Raw genomic sequence first — 26,057 nt, 5'->3', positions numbered from 1 at the left:
TTTGCCTTCTTTTAGTAATCGGCGGAGTGAAAATCACTTATGAGAGAGCCTTTAGTTCTATAATTTTTCATTTATTTCACAAAAGAATATAACTTACCTAACTCTGTAGAGCGCTGGGCGGCACGTTTAATACATTCAACCATTGCTTCTTGGTAGTGATAGTTTTCTAACATTTTAAACCCTGCTTCTGTTGTTCCTCCAGGACTCATTACCTGCTTGTAAAGTGTTTGCGATGAGAGGTCGGTTGATTTTACCCTCTCTGCAGCACCAATGAGTACTTGAGCAATCAATTGCTTCGCTAACTTCTCGTCTATACCAATTTCTTTAGCACCTATTTCCATTGCTTCAATCAAGTAATAAATATAGGCGGGACCTGACCCAGATAAACCTGTAATGGCATCTAATTTTTCTTCTTCGACGATGACGACTTCTCCAATCGCTTCTAATAACGTTTTCGTTAATGTTACTTGACCTTCGCCAGCATAACTTCCTGGAGCAATAGCTGTAATCGATTGTCCAACAGCTGCCGAAGTATTAGGCATCGTTCGAATCACTGGTGCTTCATGTTTGAGAAGGCGAGAAATACATGATGTAGAAACCCCAGCAAGTACTGAGATCATCACTTGTTTTTCGGTAGTATAAGCCTTAATTTTCTCTATTGTTTCAGTGATGTCTTTTGGTTTGATGGCAAAAATAATGATGTCCATCTTCGGTAATACGTCTTGTAGATTCGTAAAAACTTCCACACTATATTGTTTTTGCAAAAGGTCTAGTTTCTCTTTATTACTTCGGTTTGTTACGTAAATTTGTGCTGGTTGTAATATATTTTTTGCTAAAATACCTGAGATCATCGCTTCCGCCATACTTCCGGCTCCGATAAAAGCAACTTTTTTATTCGTTAACATTTGTTTTCAACTCCTTAGTTAAAGGTTTCGTGGTCAAAATTTTATAGAGATACGACTTAAGTTATGAGCGGATTTGTCCAGTACCTAAAATAATATATTTTGACGATGTTAAAGCTTCTAATCCCATTGGCCCTCTTGCATGAAGTTTTTGCGTACTTATACCAATTTCTGCGCCGAAACCAAATTCAAAGCCATCAGTAAAGCGAGTCGAAGCATTATGGTAAAGCGCTGCTGCATCTACAAAAGTGAAAAACTGATTCACATTTTTTTCAGTTTCTGAAATGATCGCTTCTGTATGTTTTGATCCATAGTTTCCGATATGCTCAATGGCTTCTTCAAGGCAATTAACCACTTTTACGGCTAATGTTAAGTTTAAAAACTCAACTTGCCAATCTTCTTCGGTAGCAACAGAAATACGAGCATCTAATTTACGTGCTGCGTCATCGCCGCGAAGTTCAACCCCTTGATCTACAAGGGCATCGACGAGACTTGTAAAATGAAACTTTGCCCAATCTTGATGGACGATGACCGTTTCACATGCGTTGCAAACAGACGGGCGTTGTGTCTTCGCGTTAACGACAATATCAACGGCCATTTGTTCGTTGGCTGTGTCGTCAATATAAACGTGACAGTTTCCGACACCGGTTTCTAAAACGGGGACAGACGCTTTTTCGACCACTGACTGAATCAGTTTCGCCCCTCCGCGAGGAATAAGAACATCTAAATATTCGGTTAACTTAAACATTTGCTCTGCCGTTTCCCTTTTCGTATCTTCAATAAGTTGCACAGCTTCTTTAGGAAGCGAACTTTTTTCTAGCGCTCGATGAATGACGTTAACAAGAGCTTTGTTGGAATGAATGGCAGACGAACTGCCACGTAATAATACGGCATTACCCGTTTTTAAACAAAGACTAGCTGCATCTACGGTTACATTTGGCCTTGCTTCATAAATCATTCCGATAACTCCTAGAGGAACCCGGATTTTCTTTAACTCCAATCCGTTAGGGCGCTCGGTTTCAAACGTTACTTCACCAATAGGATCAGGTAGTTCGATTAGCTGAAGAAGTGCAGTCGCCATATCCTTAATTCTTGTTTCAGTCAGTCTTAAACGGTCTAATAGTCCATCAGAAAGTCCATTACTTCTTCCTGCTTCAATATCCTTTTCATTTTCCTTTAGCAAATAATCGATTTCATTCATTAATTTTTCGCTCATTAGCTTTAGTGCTTCGTTTTTTTCTTCTGTTGATGTGGCACCTAATTTTGCAGTGATTTCACTTGCCTTTTTTGCTTTTGTTACTAGTTCATTCATTTTTTCTTTCACCTCTTCTTAAGAAAATGTAATCCAATGATCGCGATGAATCGCTTCATCGTAACGACAATTGATTGTTTTTTTGGCTTCCTGACTTTCTTTTCCTTTTATTGAACAAAGTTCTGCTGAAGAGTAGTTCACTTGTCCTTTTCCAATGACCTTGCCACGGGAACTTACAACTTCGACTACATCCCCTTTTTGAAACGTTCCAGCTACTTCTTGAATACCAATTGGTAGTAAGCTTTTACCTTTCGTCAACATCGCTCTAACTGCACCGTCATCGATGACAATTTTTCCACTCGCATTGGAATGAAAGGCAATCCACTGTTTTTTATTTTTGACTACTTTTTTATTTGCAGTCCCAATATAAGTGCCGTCGCCCTTACCTAATAAAATATCTATCAACTTATCTTCGCCTACTCCTGTTCCGATAAAAACATTGACTCCAAGTGTTGTCGCAGTTTTGGCGGCTTCTATTTTTGAACGCATTCCACCTGTTCCTAGTTTGGAACCAGTCGTTTTCGCTTGAGTTAATAACTCGTCAGTAATGGTCGGTAAGTAGTGATATTTCTTTGCCGTAGCATTTTTCCTGGGGTCCTCATCATAAAGCCCGTTTATATCTGTTAAAATCGCTAAAAAATCTGCGTGAACGAGTCCGCTTACTAAAGCAGAAAGCATATCATTGTCGCCAAATGTAAGTTCTTCAACAGATGTTGAATCGTTCTCATTAATAATTGGAACAATCCGACGGCTAAGAAGCTCTGTTAAAACGGCATAAGCGTTACTGTACTGTTCTTGACTTAGAAAATCATTTCTCGTTAAAAGGAGTTGAGCAACAACGACATCATGGCGATTAAATGCTTCTTCATAACCTTGCATGAGTAACCCTTGCCCAACAGCTGCTGCGGCTTGTTTTCCTGCGATTGTTACAGGTCTTGTCGGATAGCCAAGCTTTGTAAATCCGGCGGCAACGGCTCCTGATGAGATTAAGATCACTTCATGACCATGTTGCTTTAATTTCGCTAAAGCATTAGCGTGTTCCAAAAGCTTTTCATTGGAAATGCCGCCTTGTGTATTTGTTAATGAACTACTGCCAATTTTTACAACGATTCGTTGTTTACTCATTTTAAATCCCTCTTTTTTCAATTGATTACGAAGACCTTGGTCAAATAAAAAAACCTTCCATCCTTATAAAAAAGGACGGAAGGTTATCCGCGGTACCACCTTAATTGACATCTATGAGATGTCCTCTTTAACCGTTAACGCAGGTAAGACGGCTAGGGTTTGGCCTAACAGCTCCAGGGCAGGTTCAATAAGTTTTTTTGCGATGGAATCTTTCAGCCGGTGAATTCCACTCTCTTTCGCCAAAACGTTTATTTACTATTCCCTTTCAACGCTTTAAATCACTAAGTTTTTTTAATTATCTGATATTTACGCTATACTGTCAATACTTTATGGGTATGAATTATAATAAATTTTGATACTGAAGTAAAGAAGGGGTATGATGGAAATTAATAGAGGTGAGGCAATTGTCTAATCATTTACAAGAAAAAATTGTTGTTATTACAGGAGCATCAAGTGGAATTGGCTTGACAATAGCCCGTGATATAGCAAAGCAAGGTGGAACACCAATATTGTTGGCGCGTTCGACAGGGAAACTGGCAGCAGCTAGCGAAGAAATTTTGAAAACGACAGGAATTGAGGCTCCTTTTTATACAGTTGATGTCGGAGACGCAAAAGCAGTTGCTAAAACATTTCAACACATTTTAGACGAGTATCATAAAGTCGACGTTTTAATTAATAATGCAGGCTACGCCATTTTTGATACTTTTGTGGACGCGAAAATAGAGGATATTAAAGGAATGTTCGATGTAAATGTGTTTGGTTTAATCGCTTGTACGCAAGCTGTACTGCCAGCAATGCTTGAGCGGAATGAAGGACATATTATTAACATTGCTTCTCAGGCCGGTAAATTGGCAACCCCAAAGTCTAGCGTTTATTCTGCGACAAAGCATTCTGTGCTAGCAATATCAAATAGTTTACGAATGGAATTAATCGATAGCAACATCTTTGTTAGTGCTGTAAATCCGGGACCTATTAAAACACCTTTTTTCAAGCGAGCAGACACATCAGGGAATTATACGAAAAACGTAGAGAAGTTTATGTTAGAATCTTCTTTTGTATCAGAAAAGATCATTCAATTAATTGAACGACCGAAAAGAGAGCTGAATTTACCACGTTGGATGGGTATTGGAACAACTTTTTATCAGCTTTTTCCTAGTCTCGTTGAAAAAATAGCTGGAAAGAAGCTAAATCAAAAATAGTTATATGAATTTCATAATTCAATATTTTCGCCATTAAGTATCTATATGTAGTTGCATTAAACCGCTCGCAACTACATATAGCTTTATATTGCTCAATTAAGGAAATTATGAAATTCACTCGAATGGGGAGACATCCCCATTTTTTTCAAATTGAAAACAGAACGTATATTCGTTTATAATGAAAAAAATAATAAGAATATACGTTCTGTTTTTTGTGTGCAAAAAATTAAAGATATATCGTTTTGTATGTAAAATAGTTGGACAGTTGGTTTGTTGGTTAGTTGGAAAGGGAAACCCTAGACCTTTATATTTTAGAAGGTGACGGCACCTATCATGAGCGTTTTGTATGGAAAAGTTGGTTAATTGGTTAACTAGAAAGGTGGAGTAGGATGCAAATAGATATAGATTATGAAGCACTTCCGAAGCGGACCATATTTTGTATTGATATGAAGAGCTTTTATGCTAGTTGTTCGGCCATAGCGCTTGGCCTTGATCCGCTAACGTGTTATTTAGCGGTTGTCGGTGATACAAAAAGGGATGGGAGTGTCGTTTTAGCGGCCACTCCTCGGTTAAAAAAAGAGTTTGGGATTAAAACAGGAAGTAGACTTTTTGAAATTCCACGCGATCCTAAAATTAAAGTTGTTAATGCCGAAATGTTAACTTATTTACAAATTTCTACTTGTTTAACTGAATTTTTTACTCGTTACGTTCCTTTTGAAGCGATCCATACGTATAGCGTTGATGAAAGTTTTCTTGATGTAAAAGGAACAGAACGACTTTGGGGTGATAAAAAGGCACTTGCTAGGCGTATACAAAATGATATGCTTCACCAGTTCGGTTTAACGTGCTCGATCGGCATTGGTCCTAATATGCTTCTTTCAAAAGTGTGTCTTGATTTAGAGGCGAAAAAGAAAGGCATTGCTGAGTGGACGTACGATGATGTTGAAAAAAAGCTTTGGAACATTGCACCACTAAGGGAGATGTGGGGAATTGGTTCACGAATTGAAAAACGCTTAAATAAGTTAGGTATTTTTTCAGTAGGGCAATTGGCTAATGCCCCATTAACGTTACTGGAAAAACACTTTGGCATCATAGGTAATCAGCTATATTATCATGCTCACGGTGTTGACCTTTCACAATTAGGCGCCCCCATTATCGAAGGTCAAATTAGTTTCGGTAAAAGTCAAATTTTACTTCGAGATTATGTTGATCCGAAGGAAGTAAAGCATGTGATTTTGGAAATGTGTGAAGAAGTAGCAAGAAGGGCAAGGACAGCGAAAAAGGCAGGTAGAACTGTTAGTCTTGGCATTGGCTATAGTAAAGATGAGTTCGGCGAAGGCGGTTTTCAGCGATCGATTACGTTACAAGATGCGACTAATATTACATTAGAAATTTATAAAGCATGCTTAAAATTATTTCATCAATATCATCAAGGGCAAACGGTTCGAAGTATTTCAATTTCGCTATCAAATATCGTCAATGATGACCAAGTTCAGTTAAGTTTATTTGAACCAGAAAAACCAAGGCAAAGAGAATTAGGATATGTCATGGACTTTATTCGAGAGAAGTACGGTGCTGATAAGCTACTTCGAGCTGTTTCCTATACACAAGCTGGAACAGCTAAACATCGAAGTAAACTCGTCGGTGGTCATAAATCATAAAGAGGTGAAAATATGTTAAAAGATCGGGGTAATATAAAATGGACAGCAATGATGCTTCCGGAACACGTATCAATGATCCGTGAATTAAAAGAGCGTCAAAACTATAAAACTAAGCCTATCATCGATGAACAACGGTTAGAGGAATTTAATGAAATCATCCATTTTTCCTTACAAACGAGAGAATCAGTACAGTTGAAGTATTTTAAAAGCGGTGATTACAGAAGTGTAATCGGCGTTATTGATCATGTCGACCACAGTTTAACTTCAATAAAGGTCGCAAAAGTGGATGGTACGAAGGTGCAAATATTTTTAGAAGATATTATTGATATGAAAAGAGTCGACTGAATAACCATTCACCGTGTTCGGAAAAATGTAATATAAATTTCACAAAAAAGTTGCCCAAATAAGAGGGGAAAAATGTTATAGTAGGAATTGCAAAAAATAATTTATAAAAATTAAGAATAGGAAGTGAAGACGTGATCGTTCAAGATTTAGTCGAAACAAAAGAGTATTTCACTGAGGAAACAAAAGATGATTTTTTTGTGATTTATGAAAAATTTGAAAACAGTGATTGTAATTGCAAAGGGAATATGTTGGAAGAAATCGAATGTGATGATGAGGAAGTTATTCAAATTCTTCAAGGGAATCCTGAGTGTAGTTGTTCTTTAAGAAATGTTAAGAGCTATCGCGTTGGCCAGCAGCATAAGACAGTTGAAGCTGTTTTAGCAAAAATTAAAGAAGAGCATCAAGAAATTTTCAAGTAAAAAGACAAGAAAAGTAGGAATAAACAATCTCGTTTAATAACTATAATATATATACTACGTGTTCACATATCCTCTCACCATTTAGAGAGGATTTCCTTTTGAGGTGAGTTAACTGAAAATACTAAAAAATCACAAACTTTTATTTTGAATAAAAATAAATTAATTTGTATTAAAATGAATAATTTTAAAGCGCTTACACAGAAGTGTTATTGCAGAAAAATATAAAAAAGCTATAATAAGTTAAGTGAATATTAGATGTATAATTTTGAAAGGAGAAGATGATGGTTAAAGTTTTATTTGTTTGTTTAGGTAATATATGTAGGTCACCAATGGCTGAAGCAATTTTTAGAAAAAAGGTAGCAGAGGCAGGTTTAGAAAAAGATTTTGTCATTGATTCTGCTGGGACTGGAGATTGGCATATTGGAAATCGTCCTCATGATGGAACGTTAAAAATCTTAAAAGATAATAAAGTGGATAGTGAGAATATGCTAGCAAGACAGGTCAAAAAAGAAGATTTAAAACAATTTGATTATATTATTGCTATGGACGCAGAAAATTTAGGCAACTTGAACCGGATGAAAGGGTATGGTGAGTCAGGAGAAATAAATAGGCTACTGGATTACATCCCTGAATCTAAAGTTGTAGACGTTCCAGATCCTTATTTTACAGGTAATTTTGAAGAGGTATACGAACTTGTAGAAGAAGCTTGCAAACAATTACTTACGCACATTAAGAAACATAAGCTGTAAAATGAAAAAGCTGAATTGAAGTAGGTATAATCCTTACTGCAATTCAGCTTTTTGTTGTATTAAGGCTTGCTCCATTTAGCTTGTCGAAGCTAACCAAGGCGTCTTCCACTTCTTTTCTTAATGCTTCTCTTGTAGTTCGGTCACACTGACAGTCATTTCTTGCTCGGGGTTTTGTCTTGGATAAACACGTGCTGTTCCCTCTTCAGGATTAACATTCTGAATCCAGATAGAGGATCCGTTATGCTGAACTTCAATATCTTTTGCTGATTCTAAAATTTGTTGTGCACGATTAGTGTTCATATGTATTTTCCTCCTAATTGAGTGGAATTTCATAATTATATAAAATGAGCCATATCAAGCTATATGTAGTTGCGAGCGGTTTAACGCAACTGCATATAGATACTTAATGGCAACAATATTGGATTATGAAATTCATTAAATTAAAGTCTATCCATAATATCTCAAAAATTCACAAAAATATGCATGTGAGTGAATTTCATAATTACCAAAAGTGAGCCACATCATGCAATATATAGTTTGCGAATGGTTTTGACGCAACTATATATTGTCTTAGTGGTGAGAATTATGAATTATGAAATTCATTAATGTGAAAAAAATGTGTCAGAATACATGCCAATTGCTCCTAAAGAAAGAACAATTACCATTATGTGTGAATATGTTGCTGTATGGGCAGTAAGTCCATTAATTTAAACAACATTCCCTAGGAGGGGTTGATATAGATGTGTGGTATTACAGGTTGGATCAATTGGAATAAAGATTTAAGGAAGGAGGAGGAGCTCGTTCGGCGAATGGCCAATACGTTAAGTAAACGTGGGCCTGATGACTATCGAGTTTGGAGTACAAATCATGCAGTTTTTGGGCATACAAGATTAGTTGTAGTAGATCCGGAAGGCGGAAAACAACCGATGACAAAGTCAATGTCAGACAAAGCGTTTACGATAGCCTATAACGGAGAGCTTTACAATACAGAGGATCTTCGGAAAGAGTTATTACAGCGTGGTCATCGTTTTAACTCTCACTCAGATACTGAAGTTTTATTAACTTCTTTTATAGAATGGGGTCCTAAGTGTGTCGATCATTTAAATGGGATTTTTGCTTTTGCGATTTGGAATGCTGAAAAACAAGAATTGTTTATTGCTCGTGACCGCTTAGGTGTGAAGCCGCTTTTTTATCAAGAGATGAATGGAGGGCTCTTATTTGGCTCAGAAATAAAAGCGGTATTAGCGCATCCAGATGTAAAGAGTGAAGTAACAAGAGAAGGCCTAGCAGAGGTGTTTGGGTTAGGTCCTTCACGAACACCGGGTCACGGCATTTTTAACGATATGAAAGAATTACGTCCAGGTCACGCTTTGAAATATAATCGTAATGGATTAAAAGTTTTTCGTTATTGGCAATTAGATAGTAAGAAGCACGAAGATAATGTAGAACAAACTGCTGAGAAAATTCAGTGGTTGCTACGAGATACTGTTGAAAGACAGTTAGTTGCAGATGTTCCAGTAAGTACGTTTTTATCTGGAGGGGTTGATTCTAGTGCGTTAACTGCCTTTGCAGCAAATTACTTTAAAAGAGAAGGAAGAGGACAGCTTCAAACGTACTCAATTGATTATATTGATAATGATAAGTTTTTTAAAGAGAACGATTTCCAACCGAATGCCGACGGACCTTGGATTAAAGAGGTTTCACAGTTTTTAGGAACAAAGCATCATTCCTCAGTGATTACGAATGAAGATTTAGCAACTTATTTAAAAGAGGCGGTTTATGTTCGAGATCTTCCAGGCATGGCCGATATCGATTCATCACTATTATGGTTTTGTAAACAAATTAAAAAAGATGTTACGGTTGGTCTATCAGGCGAGTGTGCTGATGAGATTTTTGGTGGCTATCCGTGGTTTCATCGCAAAGATTTAATGAATCGAGACGGTTTTCCTTGGATGGATTCGATATTAGAACGAGAAGTGCTTCTTAATAACGAGTGGCGCGAAAAGCTGCAGCTTCAAGATTATGTGATGCAACGATATAAAGAAACTTTAGCAGAGACACCGCGTCTTGAAGGAGAAACAGATGAAGAAGCTCGTCGCAGAGAGTTGTTTTATTTAAATATTGTCTGGTTTATGACAACGTTACTTGATCGTAAAGATCGTATGAGTATGGGCGCAAGCCTGGAAGTACGTGTTCCATTTGCTGATCACCGTTTAGTGGAGTATGTGTGGAATATCCCATGGGAAATGAAAAATCTTGAAGGGCGCGAAAAAGGGATTTTAAGAAAAGCATTAGAAGGAGTTTTACCAAGCAACGTCCTTTATCGGAAAAAGAGTCCTTATCCTAAAACCCACAACCCATATTATACGAAGGCGGTGAAACAGTGGCTACAAGAAATTGTGGATGATCCTTCCTCTCCATTACTGCAATTTGCAGATAAAAAGAAGCTTAGGGAAATCGTTGCAACAGATGGAGCAGCTTTTAAAAGACCGTGGTTCGGGCAACTCATGACTGGACCCCAACTGATCGCACATTTAGCACAAATTGATACGTGGCTAAAAACTTATAAGGTGGAAGTGAAAGATTAAAGATATTTACCATTAAAGAGGGGTCCCAAAAAAGTGTCAGTAAAGTAACTCCGAATTATAGACGTATACAATTTACACCCGTCTATATCTAGGTGCCAAACGTCACTGACATAGTGTTCTTGGGAACCTTCTTGTTTTTTTGTCCTTTGGGCTCGCTTGGTAATTGTCTCTTCAATTGACACGCTAGTTTTTTATATAGAAATACATCTTAAGCACTCGAACAAAAATAATTCAATACTGATAAAGTCATTAATTTAGGCGGATTGTAAAATATTGATTAGTTTATATAATTTTAATTTAGACAAACTAGCTTTTTTTCGATAAAATGATGGCTATAACATACCAATTTAATAATAAGGGAGTAGAGAGTATGGAAAAAGTACTTATTTTCGGTCATAAAAACCCAGATACAGACACAATTTGTTCAGCAATAGCTTATGCAGATTTAAAAGTGAAATTAGGGATGGATGCAGAGCCAGTTCGTTTAGGAGAAGTTAATGGAGAAACACAATTTGCTTTAGAATATTTCAAGGCAGAAACTCCTCGATTAGTTAGTACTGTTGCAAACGAAGTAAATGGTGTAATTTTAGTTGATCATAATGAGCGTCAACAAAGTGTTGGTGATATCGATGCGGTGCGTGTATTAGAAGTTATTGATCATCACCGTATTGCTAATTTTGAAACGAGTGACCCTTTATACTATCGAGCTGAGCCAGTTGGCTGTACAGCGACGATATTAAACAAACTGTATAAGGAAAATGGAGTAAAGATTGAAAAGGAGGTTGCTGGGTTAATGTTGTCGGCAATTATCTCTGATTCGCTTTTATTTAAGTCTCCAACATGTACAAAAGAAGATGTAAAGGCAGCTCATGAGTTAGCAGAAATAGCTGGAGTAAATGCTGAAACTTACGGATTAGAAATGCTAAAAGCAGGTGCTAATTTAAGTGATAAAACAGTTACTGAATTAATTTCATTAGATGCAAAAGAATTTACGATGGGTAACTATAAAGTTGAAATTGCTCAAGTAAATGCTGTAGATACAAACGACGTGCTTGTTCGTCAAGAGGAAATAGAAGCTGCTATAGCAGAAGTTGTAAAAGAAAAGAACTTAGATTTATTTTTATTAGTCGTTACAGATATTTTAAATAGCGATTCTGTGGCGCTTACTGTAGGAGAAAGTGCAAAAGCGGTTGAAGAAGCTTACGATGTGACATTAACTAATAATACCGCAACTTTAAAAGGTGTAGTATCTCGCAAAAAGCAAATTGTCCCAGTGTTAACGGATATCTTTAATAAAATGTAATAAAAAATGAGCATGGTCAATGTGGCCTGCTCTTTTTTTTGTTCAAAATTGATGAACACTTACATTTTATTACCATAAATAATTAGCGATAATTATAGAAAAAATATGAAATAACAAGTAAAGGAGGGTATTAACGATGAAGAAAATAAATATCATACTAATTCTAATGTGTATATACTTACTGGCACTCGTTGGTTGTGGAGTTGGCGGCGCCGGTCTAGAAACAAGAGATCAACAACAATTTGGAAGAGAGTATCAGGCGCAAGAAGAAATGGTTAATCCAAATCCGTATGCGGCAATTTCTAGTGAGAGTACAAACGTACCAAGTGATCAATTTCCACATACGAAAGCGATAGAAATTCAAAAAGCTAAATATAAGTTTGTTGTTGATGATGGTCAAGAGCACCAACATAATATACAATTCCAAGTTCCAGGGGGTGCTCCTGGTCAAGAGGGTCCAGTAGAGGAGCAACCAACTCCTACCGAGCATGAGGGTACAGGAGAGCAACCACAGGAACGTCAGTGGGCAGAAGAGCAAGCACAACCTGCAGAGCCTGAAAGAGCAGAAGAAAGGCAACCTGCAGAACCTGAAAGAGTAGATGAACAGCCGGAAGAAGGGCAGCCAGAATTTACAACACCAGATGAAGAAGAGACGAGAGAAGAAGCACCTGCAGAAGGTATTAACGAGTTTGAATCTAGAGTAATTGAGTTGACAAACGTCGAAAGAAGAAATAATGGATTGTCGGACTTACAAGCACATGGTGATTTAAGTAATGTCGCTAGAACAAAATCTAATGATATGCAAGAAAACAACTATTTTTCGCATACAAGTCCAACTTATGGGTCTCCTTTTGACATGATTAGAGACTTTGGTGTTTCTTATAACTCAGCAGCAGAAAACATTGCCCAAGGTCAACAATCACCTGAGCAAGTCGTGCAATCGTGGATGGATAGTGAAGGACACCGCCAAAACATCTTAAATGGAGATTTTACGCACATAGGTGTTGGTTACAATGAAAATGGACACCACTGGACACAAATGTTTATAAGTCAATAGATGAGTGAATTTCCTAATTACGAAAAATGAGCCACATCACGCAATATATTGTTTGCGAATGGTTTTGACGCAACTATATATTGATCTTAGTGGCGGAAAGAGGCTGGGACAAAACAAAGTGTCAGACACCGCTAGACACCGAATATAGACATATGATAAATCTGTACGTCTATATTTAGTAGGATCCGCGTGGTGTCAGACACTTTTGTCCCACCCTCAAATAAAATTTTTAAAAAAACTAAGGCTTTGACAATTCGTCGCAAAAGCCTTAGTTTTTTCTATGTTTATAAAATTTATTTAGTGCACTTAAAAATTCGGTACCCTAGCCGTCCCTTATATTTTTGAATTAACTTAGCGTGGGATTCAAAAATTTGAAACAATTCAGGATTAAGATGTTCTGATGGGTCATGTTTTTCTGAGGCTATATTTTGATCTGTTTCGTTGTTATCTTCTTCAACTACGACGCTTGAAAAATCGTGATTAGTGAGTTTCTTTTTCCATTCTGTAGCTGATAAAATATTTTTAAGCCCGTAAAGTTTTTTTATTTCCTCTTTTTCATTGTCGGTAAGCACATCTTCGGAGACGAGTTCAATTGAAATAAATTTCCCTTTGTGCTTTAACTTATTGGAAATTTCTTTTAATGATAAATCTAAGTTTGTAAAAGCGATTACCGATTCTGCAATAATAAAATCAAATGTTTCCTTTTTAAACGGAAGTTTCTCTGCAGTTCCATTAATAAGTTTAACTTTTAAATTTTCTCTTTTAAATCGCTTTTGAGCTTTTGTGATCATAGTAGGATGGCAATCAATGGCAGTAACGTTGCATTTGTATTTTTTAGCTAAAAAAGCAGACGTTCGTCCAGTACCACAGCCAATATCTAAAATTTGCGAATTTCGTTCAATTTTTTCATTATCTAAAATACTTTTTGTTAACATAAACCCGCCGGGATGAGCACTACTAATACCTAAGTAAGCTAACATGTCAGTATAACTAAATTTATTCATGTATCAGTCACCTTTCGATCATTTTAGAATTCAGAAGTTTAAATTAACCATTAACTAATCCAATAGTTAGTTAAGTTTCTTTATAACTTATGAAATTTTAAAACGAAATGGAACAAGGTGAACGAAAAATAGTTTTTAGATAAGCTCCGACTTATTCTCCAACGAGTGTAGAATATAGTCGTTTGGCAATTTTCTGGTCAGCTGTTCCTTGAACTAGAAGTCGGGCGTTTTTAAATAAAGAAAGTTGATAGCCTTCGTAGGTTAACCTTAACAAATATGGTGTTTGTTTTACTTTTCCTAACTTGGCCCACTTTTTATAAAAGTCATTAAAAACAATTTCTTTTGATGCCATTGGTGTGATTTGAATGGCATTTCTGCCACATAACGAAGAAACTAATTGTGTATTTACATCCGATAAAAACTTAAAATCCTTCTTTTGGCAGCATGAACAGTCTTCATTCAACGATAGTTGGAAGGGAAATAATTCAAAGTCATTTTTCCACACATCTAATTGGATCATTTCTTCTCTAATAAAAGTTCGGTCTTCAATTAAAAGTTTCAATGCTTCTGTTACTTGATAAGAAGCGATCACATGAACGACAGTACTTAATACACCAACTGAATCACAAGTTTCGGCATGTCCAGTTTCTACGTCAGGGAATAAGCATCTAAAACAAGGGGTGATATTTGGGATAATCGTTGTCGTCATTCCTCTTGAATGAACAACGCCTCCGTAAATCCAAGGTATCTCTAATTTAATACTAACGTCATTGATAAGAAATCGCGTACTCATATTGTCAGTTCCATCTAAAATTAAATGAGACCCTTCCACAATATCTTCAATATTGCTAGCATTTAAATCTTCAATATATGGTTTTATTTTAACTGAAGAGTTGATGGTGGATAATTTATTTTCGGCTGCGACTACTTTTGGTAAGTGATTTGCCGCATCTTTTTCATCAAAAAGCATTTGACGTTGTAAATTGCTTTCTTCTACAAAATCACGATCTACTAATCTAACTTCACCAACGCCTGCCCGAACAAGGTGATTGGCAAGAGCAGTTCCTAACGCCCCGATCCCAATAATCGTTACAATTTTTTCACTTAGTTTTTTTTGACTACTTTCTCCTTCAGGCCAAAATAAAAGCTGACGTGAGTATTTATTGTTCATTTTGTCCATAATCGAATCTCCTTGAGGTCTATTTGTAGTTAAAACATCATATTAATGAGTGAATTTCATATTTTACTAAATTGAGCCATATCAATCTAAATGTAGTTGCGAACGAAATAAGGCAACTACATTTAGTTACTTAATGGCGATTATAATGAATTATGAAATTCATTATAATAGATTTGTGATAAGTTTATCTTAAAAAATTTGTAAGATAAAGAGGAAAAAGGAAGGTTTTAGCGAATTAGTTAAATGTTTCACAAAATAAAAAGTTTTGGGAGGTTGTTTAATGATTTTAGGAGGTTATCGTAATCATGAAGCTTGGGTTAACTTAACAGAAGGTACCATTGAGTATCGCAAGTTAAATGAAGAGGATGTAAAAAAATACGTTGGTGCACGTGGGTTAGGTGTGAAGTATATGGTTGATCATAAAGTATATGACGCTGACCCGTTATCCCAAGAAAATATGTTAGCTGTTTTGACGGGACCTTTAACAGGAACAAGGATTCATATGAGTGGTCGACTTTGTACAGTAACACGTTCTCCATTAACTGGAACCGTAACGGATTCACATATGGGGGGCTGGACTGCAGCAAGGTTAAAATGGGCTGGCTTTGACAATCTAATTTTTACTGGAAAAAGTGAGAACCCTGTATATTTGTATGTTGAAGATGGAAAAGCCGAGTTAAAGGATGCTTCGAACCTATGGGGGAAAACTACCCGCGAAACAATTAACGCATTACAACAACTTTACGGAGATAAAGATACAAGTGTAATGTCCATTGGTCAAGGTGGAGAAAAACTAGTTCGCTATGCTGGATGGATGAATGAAGATGATCGCTCTGCTGGGCGAGGTGGAACAGGAGCTGTAGCCGGTTCTAAAAACTTGAAAGCGATCGTTATTAAAGCGACGCAAAAAGGTAATATGCCAGAAGCTGCATTACCAGAAAAGTATCCAACAGCTATAAAAAATGGTTTGACAGCAATAAATGAAGGCGCTTTAACGGCTCCAAATAAAGGTGGTTTATCAGTATATGGGACAAATGTATTGATGAACATTATGAATGAAGTAGGTGCTCTCCCGTATAAAAACTCACAAGAATCTTATTTTGACAAAGCAGATGAGATTAGTGGCGAAGCTATTCGTGATGAACTTTTAGTAGCTGAACCAACATGTCATGCTTGTCCTGTAGCATGTAAAAAGGAAGTAGAAGTGAAAGATGGTAAATATAAAACTAGAACAGAGAGCTATGAATATGAGTCAGCTTGGGCTTTAGGTGGAAACTGTGGTACGTCGAATAAGGAAGCAATTGCTTACTTAATTAACCAGTGTAATGACTATGGTATTGATACGATTGAGTTAGGTAACACATTCTCAATGGCAATGGAAGCTTCAGAAAAAGGTTTAATTGAAGATAAGATTGACTGGGGCGATGTCGATACGATGATCGCTTGGGTAGAAAAGATTGTTAATCGCGAAGGAATAGGTAATATTTTAGCAGAAGGTCCTGGAAATGCAGCAAAACAATTCGGTAACGAAAAGCTAGCTATGGTTGTTAAAAATCAGGCAATTCCAGCTTACGACCCTCGTGGTGTTCAAGGAATTGGTTTAGCATATGCAACGAGTAACCGTGGAGCTTGTCACTTAAGAGGTTATACGATTGCAGCTGAAATCGCGGGTATTCCAGAGGCGATAGATCGCAATAAAGTTGAAGGAAAAGGCGAACTTTTAAAAATATTCCAAGACTTACATGCATTCTCTGACTCTCTTGATCTTTGTAAATTCTCTTCATTCTCTGAAAACGCTGATTTGTATGCAGAACAGTATTCAGCAGTCGTAGGTATAGAGCTTACTGGTGATGATATTATGAAGATCGGTGAAAGAGTATATAACATTGAGCGCTACTTTAATAATCAAGCTGGTTTTGATGGGAAAGATGATACATTACCAGATCGTTTCTTAAAAGAGCCGGCAACTGGCAACTCTAAAGGTGAGATTAGCCACCTAGCTGAAATGTTAAAAGAATACTATGAAGTAAGAGGCTGGGAGAACGGTTTAGTTACGAAAGAAAAACTAAAAGAGCTTGAAATTGAAGAAAGTATTGAAGCATAAATAAGAAAAGAGGGTGGGACAAAAGTGTCTGACACCACGCGGATCCTACTAAATATAGACGTAAAGATTTATCATATGTCTATATTCGGTGTCTAGCGGTGTCTGACACTTTGTTTTGTCCCACCATCTTTTTGATCAGTTTAAAAACTGTTGATGTTAACCACCTGCACGAAATGTTTTTTTACGAAACTTTGTAATAACCCCTTCTAAAGTTGTGGATTCAATGGCTTCAAAAGTAACGAATACTTTAGGAATATTTGATTGAAACATACGAAAGCTTTCTTCACAAGACAATTTACATGACCAGCCGTTCCCTTTATATGAGGAAGTACTTGTAGAGTCTTCTTTTGAAGCACCGATTTGAAGTAAGTACTTACTAAGTTCTACTCGAGATATTCCCCTAATTTCTAACTGCTTTTTTATCATTAGCCACCTGCTACAGGAGGGAACAAAGCAACTTCATCGGTTTGTTTTACATTTGTACTTAAACCGTCTAGATGGATAATATTCTTCCCGTTGATAAACACGTGTACGAGTGGCTTAAGCTTGCTTTCTTCGGTAAATAGTTCTTCTCTCATTAATGGGAAATCCTTAATAAGTTCGTCTAAAACTAATTGAATCGGCTGTTCACCTTTAATCGATAAAGTGACGGTCTTCCCGCCACAAATTTCTCGGAAATTAGCAAATACTTTAATTAGCAACTGTATCACTCCTTTTTATCATTATTATAAATAAATGTAAATTTGACAATATGTTTACTAGAAAAAAATATTGTTTTCGATACAAGGTGTTCATGCTGGTATATTACCAGCATCATCAAAGATGAAAAAGGCAGATGATTTCACTCGCTTCGCCGTGATCTTCTCGCGAATCTCAGACGCTCGTTCATGAAACCATCCACCTTTTTTCATACAAAACGCACATGACGACCATTCCGTCACCATCTAATACGGAAAAGGTGGATGATTTCCTTCTCTTCGCTGTGACCTTCTATCGAATCTCAGAGGCTCGTTCACGAAATCATCCACCTTTTTTCATACAAAACGCACATGACGTTATATAGTCACCATCTAATATGTAAAAGAACGAGCAATTTCCCTCTCTTCGCTTTAAACTTCTAGTGAATTTTAGAGGCTCGTTCGGGAAATTACTCGTTCTTTTTTACAAAACTATTATGAAGTTGTAGTTTCACACTTTAGAATGTAAAAGTCCAGAACTAATCTTTCAAACTTTCGACTTTCCAACTAGCTGACCAACAAACCAACAAACCAACAAACCAACTAATGTTAAGCAACTTTCTTTTTAGTATTAATATCAGAAACGTCTTTTTTTGTTGCATTTTTAATGGCGTACGAACTGAAAAATACACCGATAAGGATATAGGCAAGCGTATAGTCAGGAGCAGCTCCAAAAGTAAGTTCTGGGGCGTGCATTAAGCCGATATAAGATAGGCAGGCACCAATGAAAGAAAATATAGCTGCCTTTTTAAAGTTATGATCTATAATATAAACTGTAATAGCTCCTAGGATAATACCAGAAAACATTGCTCCTTGCCCTAATGGCACAATCGCACTTGAAAAATCAGCAACCGCTTCGCCAGCTGTATTGTTAAAGCGAGACATAAGAAAGTTTGCTAAGTAAGGTAACATCGCTAAAACTACAGCGGGATAATACTTTGTTTCATTTGTTTGAAAAGCAGTAGATACCATCGATAAACCTACAAACACTAAAATGGGTGCTACCACTGAAATAGGTATTATAGCAGAAAGGGCAGCAATTACACCAAATGTAGCTGCTAAACCGAAAACAAGTGCGTTTAGAATACTATAACCACGTCCCGCTCCCATCCATTTAGAACCTACAGAGGCGATATATACAGTTGTTGGGAACATTCCACCAAATAACGTACCGATCACAGTTCCAGCACCATCAACAGCTTGGCACTCTCTAACATCATAGCTATCCCCTTCAGCTGCCATCGCCTCAACGTTGTTCATTGTTTCGACCGCGTTGTAAATAGTGATAGGTAAAATAACTGCTAGTAACGCAATCATTGTTCCAAATAGTAACCCTAACCCTTCAAAAGCAGCGAGTGTTGGTAATAACGGATAAAAGCCAAAGTTTGCTAAACCTTCCGTGATGCTAGAAGTTTCGGCATAGCCTAAAGTGAATGCTAAAACAGTTCCGATGACAATAGCGAACAAAGAAGCGGGAATGTTAAATGGTAAGGCAACCTTCCCGATGATACCAACTAAGATGATCGCTAAAACAACTAATCCGACAACGGGCATTTCAAAAGTTCTAAACAACATTTCTCCAGCGATAAAAGTTAAAGCGACCCCCGCTAAAGCACCGAGCATTGCTGCACGTGGAATGTTATTTCTTAACCAGTTTCCTGTAATACTAATAGCCATTTCGATTAAACCACTAATTAAGCAAGCTGCTAAGGCAATTTTCCAAGCAAGTTCAGGGTCTCCAGTTAAAGTGTTCGCAGGCAACAAAACACCGAATAAAAAGATGAACATAACAGGTGTACTAATTCCGTATGATAGTGCCGTTACGTTTGTCCGACCTTCTTTTTGAGCTAAGCGATTAGCTGAATAAGCGTAATATAAATTTCCGACGATAACGGCTACCGCAGCCCCAGGAATAACCTTTCCAAAGACAATACTTGCAGGAAAGCCCATACCTAACATCGTTACAGCAATAATGACAAAGTTAGCAAGGTTATTTTGGAAAAGTGCAAAGAAAGCATCTGTATCTTCTTTTTTATACCAAGGGTAGTTGATTTGGTTGGTTGACATGATTAATCTCCTTTTTGATTAAAATTTTAGTCAATGATTTTCATAATTCATTATTTTCGCCACGAAGATCAATATATAGTTGTGTCAAAACCATTCGTAAACTATATATTGCGTGATGTGGCTCGTTTTTGGTAATTATGAAATTCACTCAACTGAACTTCAAAATTACTTATTTACGATCAATTCTTCTACAAAACGAACGGTGTTATTTTCTAGTGATGCAATGCGCGCAAGTGATTCGACTCGATACCCTGCGCCCTCCAACTTCTTTCGACCGGGCTGAAATGATTTTTCGATCACAATACCAATACCACTGACGGTTGCTTTAGTTTGTTCTACTAAGGAAGCAAGCCCAAGTGCAGCTTCACCGTTAGCTAAAAAGTCATCGATGATCAATACTTTGTCACCTTCTACAATAAAATCACGTGAAACGGTAATTTCATTCGTTTCGTTTTTCGTAAACGAATAAACTTTTGCTGTTAAAAGATTTGAGCTTAGTGTTAAAGACTTCTTTTTTCTAGCGAATACTACGGGTACATTTAACTTAATTGCAGTCGTTAAGGCTGGTGCAATTCCAGATGATTCGATCGTTAATATTTTTGTGATCTCATTTTTTTCAAATCTATTAGCAAACTCACTCCCAATCTCAACTTGAAGTATCGGGTCAATTTGATGGTTTAAAAAAGAATCGACTTTAAGTACACCATCCGAAAGAACAACACCTTTTTGTAAAATAGCTTGTTTCAACATATCCATGAATGTTAACCTCCTAAAAATAAAAAAGCTCGAATTCTACAATTCACACATAAAAAGACTATGAGTGAATGATAGAATCCGAGCTTAAACGTAGCGAATCGGAAAAAATCAATAACTATATACCCGAATGAGAAGGCTAGAAATAGTTATCATCCACTCGTAGTCGAATCATTTACGGTAATTCGGTAGAAACTTGCAGGCCATATCCCTGCGATTATACGAGTATTTATATAATTTATTGAAGTGATTATAGCATAAGTTTTGTTAAGTGAACAGTGTTTTTTCCGAATGATTTTTAGTTTTGTTATCTGAATATTCGTCATTTATACGTATTTCTTTATTTTTTATTTAGTTTACTTAAGATTTCCGCCCTATCTTTATCAGAAAACAACTTTAATTTGTAAAGCAATTCAGTATAATTTAAGATCCGTCGAGCTGGAAATTTTTTATCTTTTTTCATTGTGTCCACCTCTTTCCTTAAGGCAAAAAAATTGTTGTTATTAAACAATATATGATGAGTTGTACGATATTGACAATCCTTAATGAACATAGTAAATTTATATATTATAATTCACTGTTCCGAATGTTGAATACACGTAGCAAGCATTTACGTATTCAATGGTGATGATACTTATAAATATTATAATAATCAGGATTGTTACTGGTCAGCAGGCAAAACCTAAAGTGCGTAGAGGAGGCTCCTTTATGTGTTTTAGGTTTTTTTATTTGTAATTGTGGAATTCTAACGAAAAAAAGAAAGGATGATATTTATGTTGAAAAAATTATTTGGTTTTGGTAAAGAAGAAAAAGTAGCAAAGATCGAAGAGGAGGAGTTAGTTGCTCCCTTAACTGGAAAGTTAGTTAAACTTGAAGACGTTCCTGACCCAACGTTTGCTCAAAAGATGATGGGGGATGGATTTGCGGTTGAGCCGTCTGAAGGTTTAGTTACATCGCCTATTAATGGAGAAATTGTTCAAGTCTTTCCGACAAAGCATGCGATTGGAATTAAATCTGAAGGTGGTTTAGAGATTTTAATTCATATCGGTTTAGAAACAGTAAATATGAAAGGCGAAGGTTTTACGACTTTAATTAAAGAAGGAGATAAAGTGAAAGTAGGAGACCGGTTAGTGGAATTTTCATTAGATTTAGTCAAAGAAAAAGCTTCTAGCACGATTACCCCAATTATTATTACGAATGGTGATGCAGTAAGTGAACTTGTTAAAGAAAATGTTACAGACGCCACTCAAGGTACTACGAAAGTATTACAAGTGAAACTTAAATAGTAAACGCATCTGACTTCCTTAAAATTTAAAGAGGCAACCCTATACAAACATCATTATTTTATTTAAGATTATGGGTAGCTAGTTAAAAAGGAGAAGGAAGCAATGAAAATAAAAAAAGTTTTGAATAATAACGCTGTCATTGTTAATGAGGATGGTACTGAAAAAATAGTGATGGGTTCTGGTATCGCTTTCCAAAAAAAGAAAAATGATATCGTGCCGAAAGCTAAAATCGAAAAAGTCTTCGTAATGGAAGATGCTCTTGAGTATGAAAAGTTCCAAGAAATTTTAAGCACACTCCCTATGGAGCATATAAAAATAGCTGAAGAAATTATTAGTTACGCTGAAGGTGTCCTCATGGCCCCGTTAAATGATCATATTCACGTTGCATTAACAGATCATTTATCTTTTGCGATAGAACGTCTAAAACAAGGTTATGTTATTCAAAATAAATTGCTAGCAGAAATTAAGGCTTTATATAAAAAAGAATATGAAATAGGTCTTTGGGCAAAACAGAGAATAAATGAGCAAATGAACATCGATATTCCAGAAGATGAAGTAGGCTATATTGCCCTCCATATTCATACAGCTAAAATGAATCGAACGAGTGTTAAAACTACTCTAGATGTGACAACGTTTATCAGTGATGTGGTAGAACTAGTTGAGAAAGAATTTAAGATTAAAATTAAAGACCAATCGGTAGCGTATCAACGACTTTTAACCCATTTAAGGTTTGCCTTTCAAAGGCTACAAGAGCAAGAGCCGTTTCATGAAATTGATGAAGAAATGCTACAAGTGATTAAAAAAAATCATAAAAAAGCATATCAAGTCGCCGAAAAAATTTCTTCTATGGTTAAAACCGATTACGGATATGAACTACCATTGTCTGAACATGCATACATTGCATTACACATTCAAAGACTAGCAGAAAAATAAACTATAGGGTGATCAATAAAAAGTCCAGTTTCCTGAGTACTGATGCTTTTTTATTGGTCCTTTTTTGTGTGTAATAGTTGGTTAGTTGGTTTGTTGGTTAGTTGGAAAGCTGGAAAAGAAATTCATAACTTTTATATGAGGAAAATGCTCGGTCGCTTTTCTTGAGTGAGCCTCTAAAATTCGTTAGAATTTTACAGCGAAGCGAAAGAAAGGCGGCCGAGCATTTTCATTAATTATAGTTAATTTTCTATTTATTTTAATTTTTTAGAAAACACATAGAAATAATAAATAAGCTATGGTATACTTTTAGGCATTATCAAATAGAGTTTTAGTGATGAGACTCGTTAAAGTATTACATTATAATGCATTGGGGGAATTAGCTTGAGAGAACAAGTTTTTCTCTTTGATACGACTTTGCGTGATGGTACGCAAGGAGAGGGAGTTAGCTTATCAGTCGATGATAAATTAAAGATTGTTGAAAAACTTGATCAACTAGGAGTTCATTATATAGAGGGCGGTTGGCCTGGAAGTAATCCGAAAGATATGGAGTTTTTCAAAAGAGTTCAAGAAGTAAACTTGGAAAAGGCAACAATAACCGCGTTTGGTAGTACGAGAAGAAGCGGGATAAAAGCAGATGAAGATGAGAATTTACAAAAGTTAATTGATAGTGGTGTTAAGGCAGCTGCGATTTTCGGAAAAACATGGGATTTTCAAGTGAAAGAGGCGATCGGAACGACGCTTGATGAAAATTTACAAATGATATATGATTCAGTGTTATTTTTAAAACAAAATGGTTTAGAAGTTATTTTCGATGCTGAGCATTTTTTTGATGGCTATAAAAATAATCGCCAATATGCGATGGAAGCTATTTTGTCAGCAGAAAAAGCGGGTGCAAGCTGTATTGCACTTTGTGACACAAATGGTGGAACTCTTCCTCATGAAATTTATGAAATTGTAAAAGACGTTTGTAGTAAAGTGACTGTTCAAGTAGGGATTCATTGCCATAATGATGGCGAAGTGGCCGTCGCCAATTCAGTCGCTGCTATTCAAGCAGGAGCAAGACAAGTGCAAGGAACAGTGAATGGCTATGGTGAGCGTTGTGGAAATGCCAATTTAATTTCGGTAATTCCTAACTTACAAATGAAGTTAAACTTTGATTGTATTAGTGAAGGAAATTTAACTAAATTAACTTCAATTTCTAAATATGTTCATGAAATTGCTAATCAGTCTGCCCCAAGCAACCAACCATTCGTAGGTAAAAGCGCTTTTGCTCATAAAGGTGGAATGCATGTAAGTGCAGTATTGAAACACCCTGAGACGTATGAACATGTAAAGCCAGAAGCGTTAGGGAATGCTCGCCGTGTTCTCGTTTCAGAATTATCAGGGCAAAGTAATTTGTTATTTAAGGCAAAAGAGTGGAACTATCGTTTTGATAAAAAAGATCCATCAAGTAAAAAGTTGCTTGAAACGATTAAAGAAAAAGAACATGAAGGATACCAATATGAAGCAGCAGAAGCATCATTTGAGCTATTAGTAAAGAAGAGCTTCGATCAATGGAAAGATTATTTCACTTTAGATTATTATAAAATTTTTATTGAAAAAAATGGTGAGCAAGCGTTTTCTACTGAAGCGGTAGTTAAGCTTTGTGTTCAAAATGAAGTAGTGTTAACTGCTGCAGAAGGGAATGGACCTGTTAATGCACTAGATCATGCATTACGCAAAGGATTGGAGCAATTTTACCCAATTATAAAAAATATGTATTTATCAGACTACAAAGTACGTGTTCTAGATGAAACAGATGCAACAGCCTCGAAAGTGCGGGTGTTAATTGAGTCTTCCGATGGTAATGAAAAGTGGAGCACAATCGGTGTTTCAGGAAATATCATAAAAGCAAGTTGGTTAGCGCTTATTGATAGTGTTCAATATTATTTAATGAAACATGATAGTGAAATTGAACTTAACCATCCAAAACAAGATGAGCATTGTTTAGGGGTAAGTAATCATTGAGGCGTCATGTTATTAGGTGATATTGAAATTATTGGAATTTACTGATAGTATTAAGTTAGTTTAGAGATTGAAAGGATGAGATGAGATGAGTAAAGTTGAGTTGGTAAACGTTGAGAAGAGTGAAAAAGGATATTTTGGTGAATTTGGTGGGAGCTTTGTGCCGCCACAACTACAGCCGGTTCTTGAGAGGTTAGAAGAGGCATTTGAGAAGTATAAAGATGATCATGATTTTAATGAGGAATATTTATATTACTTGAAGGAATATGTGGGCCGAGAAAATCCATTAACTTTTGCTATGCGTTTATCAAGTGAGTTAGGTGGAGCAAAAATATATTTAAAACGAGAAGATTTGAATCATACAGGTGCTCATAAAATTAATAATGTTTTAGGACAAATTTTACTAGCTAAAAGAATGGGTGCACACCGAATTATTGCTGAAACTGGTGCAGGACAGCATGGGGTAGCCACAGCTACGGCATGTGCGATGCTCGGGATGGAATGTATCATTTATATGGGGGCGGAAGATACTAGAAGGCAGTCCCTAAATGTTTTTAGGATGGAATTGCTAGGAGCCAAGGTTGTTTCTGTTCACAAAGGGCAAGGCCGTCTAAAAGATGCTGTAGATGAGGCATTAAATGATTTAGTAATAAATTATGAAAATACGTTTTATTTATTAGGGTCTGCAGTAGGACCACATCCATTTCCTTCGATTGTAAGACACTTTCAAGCGATTATAAGTAAAGAGTCTAAACGACAAATTTTAGAAAAAGAAGGAACTTTGCCTGATATGGTTGTTGCCTGTGTTGGTGGGGGAAGTAACGCAATTGGAGCTTTTGCGGAGTTTATTTCTGATGAGGATGTTCGTTTAGTAGGAATTGAACCAGAAGAAGCTGCTAGTTTAACCGAAGGAACACCTGGTGTTTTACACGGCTTTAAATGTTTAGTGTTACAAGATGAACACGGAAATCCACTGCCTACAAATTCGATTTCAGCAGGTTTAGATTACCCTGGAATTGGGCCGGAACACAGTTTTCTAAAAGTAAGTGGTCGTGCACAATATTATACGATCTCGAAAAAAGAAGTTTTAAGTGCGTTCCAGCACCTTGCACGGACAGAAGGGATTATCCCAGCATTAGAAAGTGCACATGCAGTTGCTTACGTCATTAAAGAGGCACCTAAAATGAGTAAAGACCAAATAATTATTATTAATATTTCAGGTCGTGGAGATAAAGATGTAAATGAAGTAGCTCGTTTATTAAAAGAGCAGTAAATATAAAAGTACAAAGCGCTGTCCAAGATGTGTTTGAATCTTTGATTAGGACAGCA

The 26,057-nt window shown here is 36.4% G+C and carries 24 protein-coding genes, 1 riboswitch and 1 other annotated feature; of the genes, 13 read left to right on the top strand and 11 right to left on the bottom strand.

What is annotated here, in order from left to right:
- Positions 1 to 71: 71 nt before the first annotated feature.
- The 3 genes from proC to proB form a co-directional block, all read right to left on the bottom strand.
- The gene (gene proC / locus BKP35_RS03040) at positions 72 to 905 is read right to left on the bottom strand and encodes a pyrroline-5-carboxylate reductase (protein ID WP_071311901.1); all 834 of its coding nucleotides are present in this window, start codon (positions 903 to 905) and stop codon (positions 72 to 74) included.
- A 61-nt stretch (positions 906 to 966) separates the two neighbouring features.
- Positions 967 to 2,214 (bottom strand): glutamate-5-semialdehyde dehydrogenase, encoded by a 1,248-nt coding sequence (locus tag BKP35_RS03035; RefSeq protein ID WP_071311900.1) that lies wholly within the window; start codon positions 2,212 to 2,214, stop codon positions 967 to 969.
- A gap of 18 nt (positions 2,215 to 2,232) precedes the next feature.
- Positions 2,233 to 3,339 (bottom strand): glutamate 5-kinase, encoded by a 1,107-nt coding sequence (gene proB, locus BKP35_RS03030; protein WP_071311899.1) that lies wholly within the window; start codon positions 3,337 to 3,339, stop codon positions 2,233 to 2,235.
- A gap of 68 nt (positions 3,340 to 3,407) precedes the next feature.
- Positions 3,408 to 3,617 (bottom strand) — a binding site (T-box leader).
- Between the two features lie 126 nt (positions 3,618 to 3,743).
- Here proB and BKP35_RS03025 point away from each other — a divergent pair.
- The 5 genes from BKP35_RS03025 (at position 3,744) to BKP35_RS03005 (ending at position 7,712) form a co-directional block, all read left to right on the top strand.
- Entirely contained in the window at positions 3,744 to 4,538 is a 795-nt protein-coding gene (locus BKP35_RS03025; protein WP_071311898.1) for an SDR family NAD(P)-dependent oxidoreductase, read from the top strand.
- Between the two features lie 389 nt (positions 4,539 to 4,927).
- Positions 4,928 to 6,199 (top strand): Y-family DNA polymerase, encoded by a 1,272-nt coding sequence (locus BKP35_RS03020; protein WP_071311897.1) that lies wholly within the window; start codon positions 4,928 to 4,930, stop codon positions 6,197 to 6,199.
- A 12-nt stretch (positions 6,200 to 6,211) separates the two neighbouring features.
- Entirely contained in the window at positions 6,212 to 6,544 is a 333-nt protein-coding gene (locus tag BKP35_RS03015; protein ID WP_071311896.1) for a YolD-like family protein, read from the top strand.
- Between the two features lie 131 nt (positions 6,545 to 6,675).
- On the top strand, positions 6,676 to 6,963 hold the full coding sequence (locus BKP35_RS03010; RefSeq protein ID WP_071311895.1) for a hypothetical protein: 288 nt from the start codon (positions 6,676 to 6,678) through the stop codon (positions 6,961 to 6,963).
- Positions 6,964 to 7,244: 281 nt separating this feature from the next.
- A complete protein-coding gene (locus BKP35_RS03005; RefSeq protein ID WP_071311894.1) occupies positions 7,245 to 7,712 on the top strand; it encodes a low molecular weight protein-tyrosine-phosphatase in 468 nt (155 codons plus the stop codon).
- 117 nt (positions 7,713 to 7,829) lie between these two features.
- Here the strand turns inward: BKP35_RS03005 and BKP35_RS03000 are convergent, their stop codons facing one another.
- Positions 7,830 to 8,012 (bottom strand): H-type small acid-soluble spore protein, encoded by a 183-nt coding sequence (locus tag BKP35_RS03000; protein WP_071311893.1) that lies wholly within the window; start codon positions 8,010 to 8,012, stop codon positions 7,830 to 7,832.
- 440 nt (positions 8,013 to 8,452) lie between these two features.
- Here BKP35_RS03000 and asnB point away from each other — a divergent pair, with 440 nt between their 5' ends.
- The 3 genes from asnB to BKP35_RS02985 all read left to right on the top strand — a co-directional run bounded on the left by asnB (position 8,453) and on the right by BKP35_RS02985 (position 12,660).
- Positions 8,453 to 10,300, top strand: coding sequence for an asparagine synthase (glutamine-hydrolyzing) (gene asnB / locus BKP35_RS02995; RefSeq protein WP_071311892.1), 1,848 nt, complete (start codon positions 8,453 to 8,455; stop codon positions 10,298 to 10,300).
- 370 nt (positions 10,301 to 10,670) lie between these two features.
- Positions 10,671 to 11,603 (top strand): manganese-dependent inorganic pyrophosphatase, encoded by a 933-nt coding sequence (locus BKP35_RS02990; protein ID WP_071311891.1) that lies wholly within the window; start codon positions 10,671 to 10,673, stop codon positions 11,601 to 11,603.
- A 136-nt stretch (positions 11,604 to 11,739) separates the two neighbouring features.
- On the top strand, positions 11,740 to 12,660 hold the full coding sequence (locus BKP35_RS02985) for a CAP domain-containing protein (RefSeq protein WP_071311890.1): 921 nt from the start codon (positions 11,740 to 11,742) through the stop codon (positions 12,658 to 12,660).
- A 293-nt stretch (positions 12,661 to 12,953) separates the two neighbouring features.
- Here the strand turns inward: BKP35_RS02985 and BKP35_RS02980 are convergent, their stop codons facing one another.
- Both BKP35_RS02980 and BKP35_RS02975 read right to left on the bottom strand, forming a co-directional pair.
- Positions 12,954 to 13,664, bottom strand: coding sequence for a class I SAM-dependent methyltransferase (locus tag BKP35_RS02980; protein WP_071311889.1), 711 nt, complete (start codon positions 13,662 to 13,664; stop codon positions 12,954 to 12,956).
- Positions 13,665 to 13,815: 151 nt separating this feature from the next.
- Entirely contained in the window at positions 13,816 to 14,844 is a 1,029-nt protein-coding gene (locus BKP35_RS02975; RefSeq protein ID WP_084031417.1) for a ThiF family adenylyltransferase, read from the bottom strand.
- A 280-nt stretch (positions 14,845 to 15,124) separates the two neighbouring features.
- On the opposite strand from BKP35_RS02975, the gene BKP35_RS02970 reads away from it, so the two are divergent.
- The gene (locus tag BKP35_RS02970; protein WP_071311888.1) at positions 15,125 to 16,948 is read left to right on the top strand and encodes an aldehyde ferredoxin oxidoreductase family protein; all 1,824 of its coding nucleotides are present in this window, start codon (positions 15,125 to 15,127) and stop codon (positions 16,946 to 16,948) included.
- 156 nt (positions 16,949 to 17,104) lie between these two features.
- Here the strand turns inward: BKP35_RS02970 and BKP35_RS02965 are convergent, their stop codons facing one another.
- The 5 genes from BKP35_RS02965 to BKP35_RS20030 all read right to left on the bottom strand — a co-directional run bounded on the left by BKP35_RS02965 (position 17,105) and on the right by BKP35_RS20030 (position 20,968).
- Positions 17,105 to 17,374: a MoaD-like domain-containing protein gene (locus BKP35_RS02965; RefSeq protein ID WP_071311887.1), complete on the bottom strand. Its 270-nt coding sequence runs from the start codon at positions 17,372 to 17,374 to the stop codon at positions 17,105 to 17,107.
- On the bottom strand, positions 17,374 to 17,649 hold the full coding sequence (locus BKP35_RS02960) for a ubiquitin-like small modifier protein 1 (RefSeq protein ID WP_071311886.1): 276 nt from the start codon (positions 17,647 to 17,649) through the stop codon (positions 17,374 to 17,376). The genes BKP35_RS02965 and BKP35_RS02960 overlap by 1 nt, the downstream gene beginning before the upstream one ends.
- A 585-nt stretch (positions 17,650 to 18,234) precedes the next feature.
- A complete protein-coding gene (locus tag BKP35_RS02955; protein WP_071311885.1) occupies positions 18,235 to 19,752 on the bottom strand; it encodes an NCS2 family permease in 1,518 nt (505 codons plus the stop codon).
- 165 nt (positions 19,753 to 19,917) lie between these two features.
- Positions 19,918 to 20,508 carry a xanthine phosphoribosyltransferase gene (locus tag BKP35_RS02950; protein ID WP_071311884.1) on the bottom strand — a complete coding sequence of 197 codons (591 nt, stop codon included), beginning with the start codon at positions 20,506 to 20,508 and terminating at the stop codon, positions 19,918 to 19,920.
- Positions 20,509 to 20,648: 140 nt separating this feature from the next.
- Positions 20,649 to 20,750: riboswitch (purine riboswitch) on the bottom strand.
- A gap of 95 nt (positions 20,751 to 20,845) precedes the next feature.
- Positions 20,846 to 20,968, bottom strand: coding sequence for a hypothetical protein (locus BKP35_RS20030; RefSeq protein ID WP_281244171.1), 123 nt, complete (start codon positions 20,966 to 20,968; stop codon positions 20,846 to 20,848).
- 310 nt (positions 20,969 to 21,278) lie between these two features.
- Between BKP35_RS20030 and BKP35_RS02945 the strand changes: the two genes are divergently transcribed.
- From BKP35_RS02945 to trpB, 4 genes are all read left to right on the top strand, one after another.
- Positions 21,279 to 21,791, top strand: a complete 513-nt coding sequence (locus tag BKP35_RS02945) for a PTS sugar transporter subunit IIA (RefSeq protein ID WP_071311883.1) — start codon at positions 21,279 to 21,281, stop codon at positions 21,789 to 21,791.
- A 102-nt stretch (positions 21,792 to 21,893) separates the two neighbouring features.
- The gene (gene licT / locus BKP35_RS02940; protein ID WP_071311882.1) at positions 21,894 to 22,724 is read left to right on the top strand and encodes a BglG family transcription antiterminator LicT; all 831 of its coding nucleotides are present in this window, start codon (positions 21,894 to 21,896) and stop codon (positions 22,722 to 22,724) included.
- 381 nt (positions 22,725 to 23,105) lie between these two features.
- Positions 23,106 to 24,731 carry a citramalate synthase gene (cimA, locus tag BKP35_RS02935; RefSeq protein ID WP_071311881.1) on the top strand — a complete coding sequence of 542 codons (1,626 nt, stop codon included), beginning with the start codon at positions 23,106 to 23,108 and terminating at the stop codon, positions 24,729 to 24,731.
- An 85-nt stretch (positions 24,732 to 24,816) separates the two neighbouring features.
- Positions 24,817 to 26,001: a tryptophan synthase subunit beta gene (trpB, locus tag BKP35_RS02930; protein ID WP_071311880.1), complete on the top strand. Its 1,185-nt coding sequence runs from the start codon at positions 24,817 to 24,819 to the stop codon at positions 25,999 to 26,001.
- The last annotated feature ends 56 nt before the right edge of the window (positions 26,002 to 26,057 follow it).

The organism is Anaerobacillus arseniciselenatis (genome assembly GCF_001865995.1).
Classification (GTDB): domain Bacteria; phylum Bacillota; class Bacilli; order Bacillales; family Anaerobacillaceae; genus Anaerobacillus; species Anaerobacillus arseniciselenatis.
The sequence above is the reverse complement of the archived record's forward strand: the minus strand, read 5'-3'. Positions and strand labels throughout refer to the sequence as shown.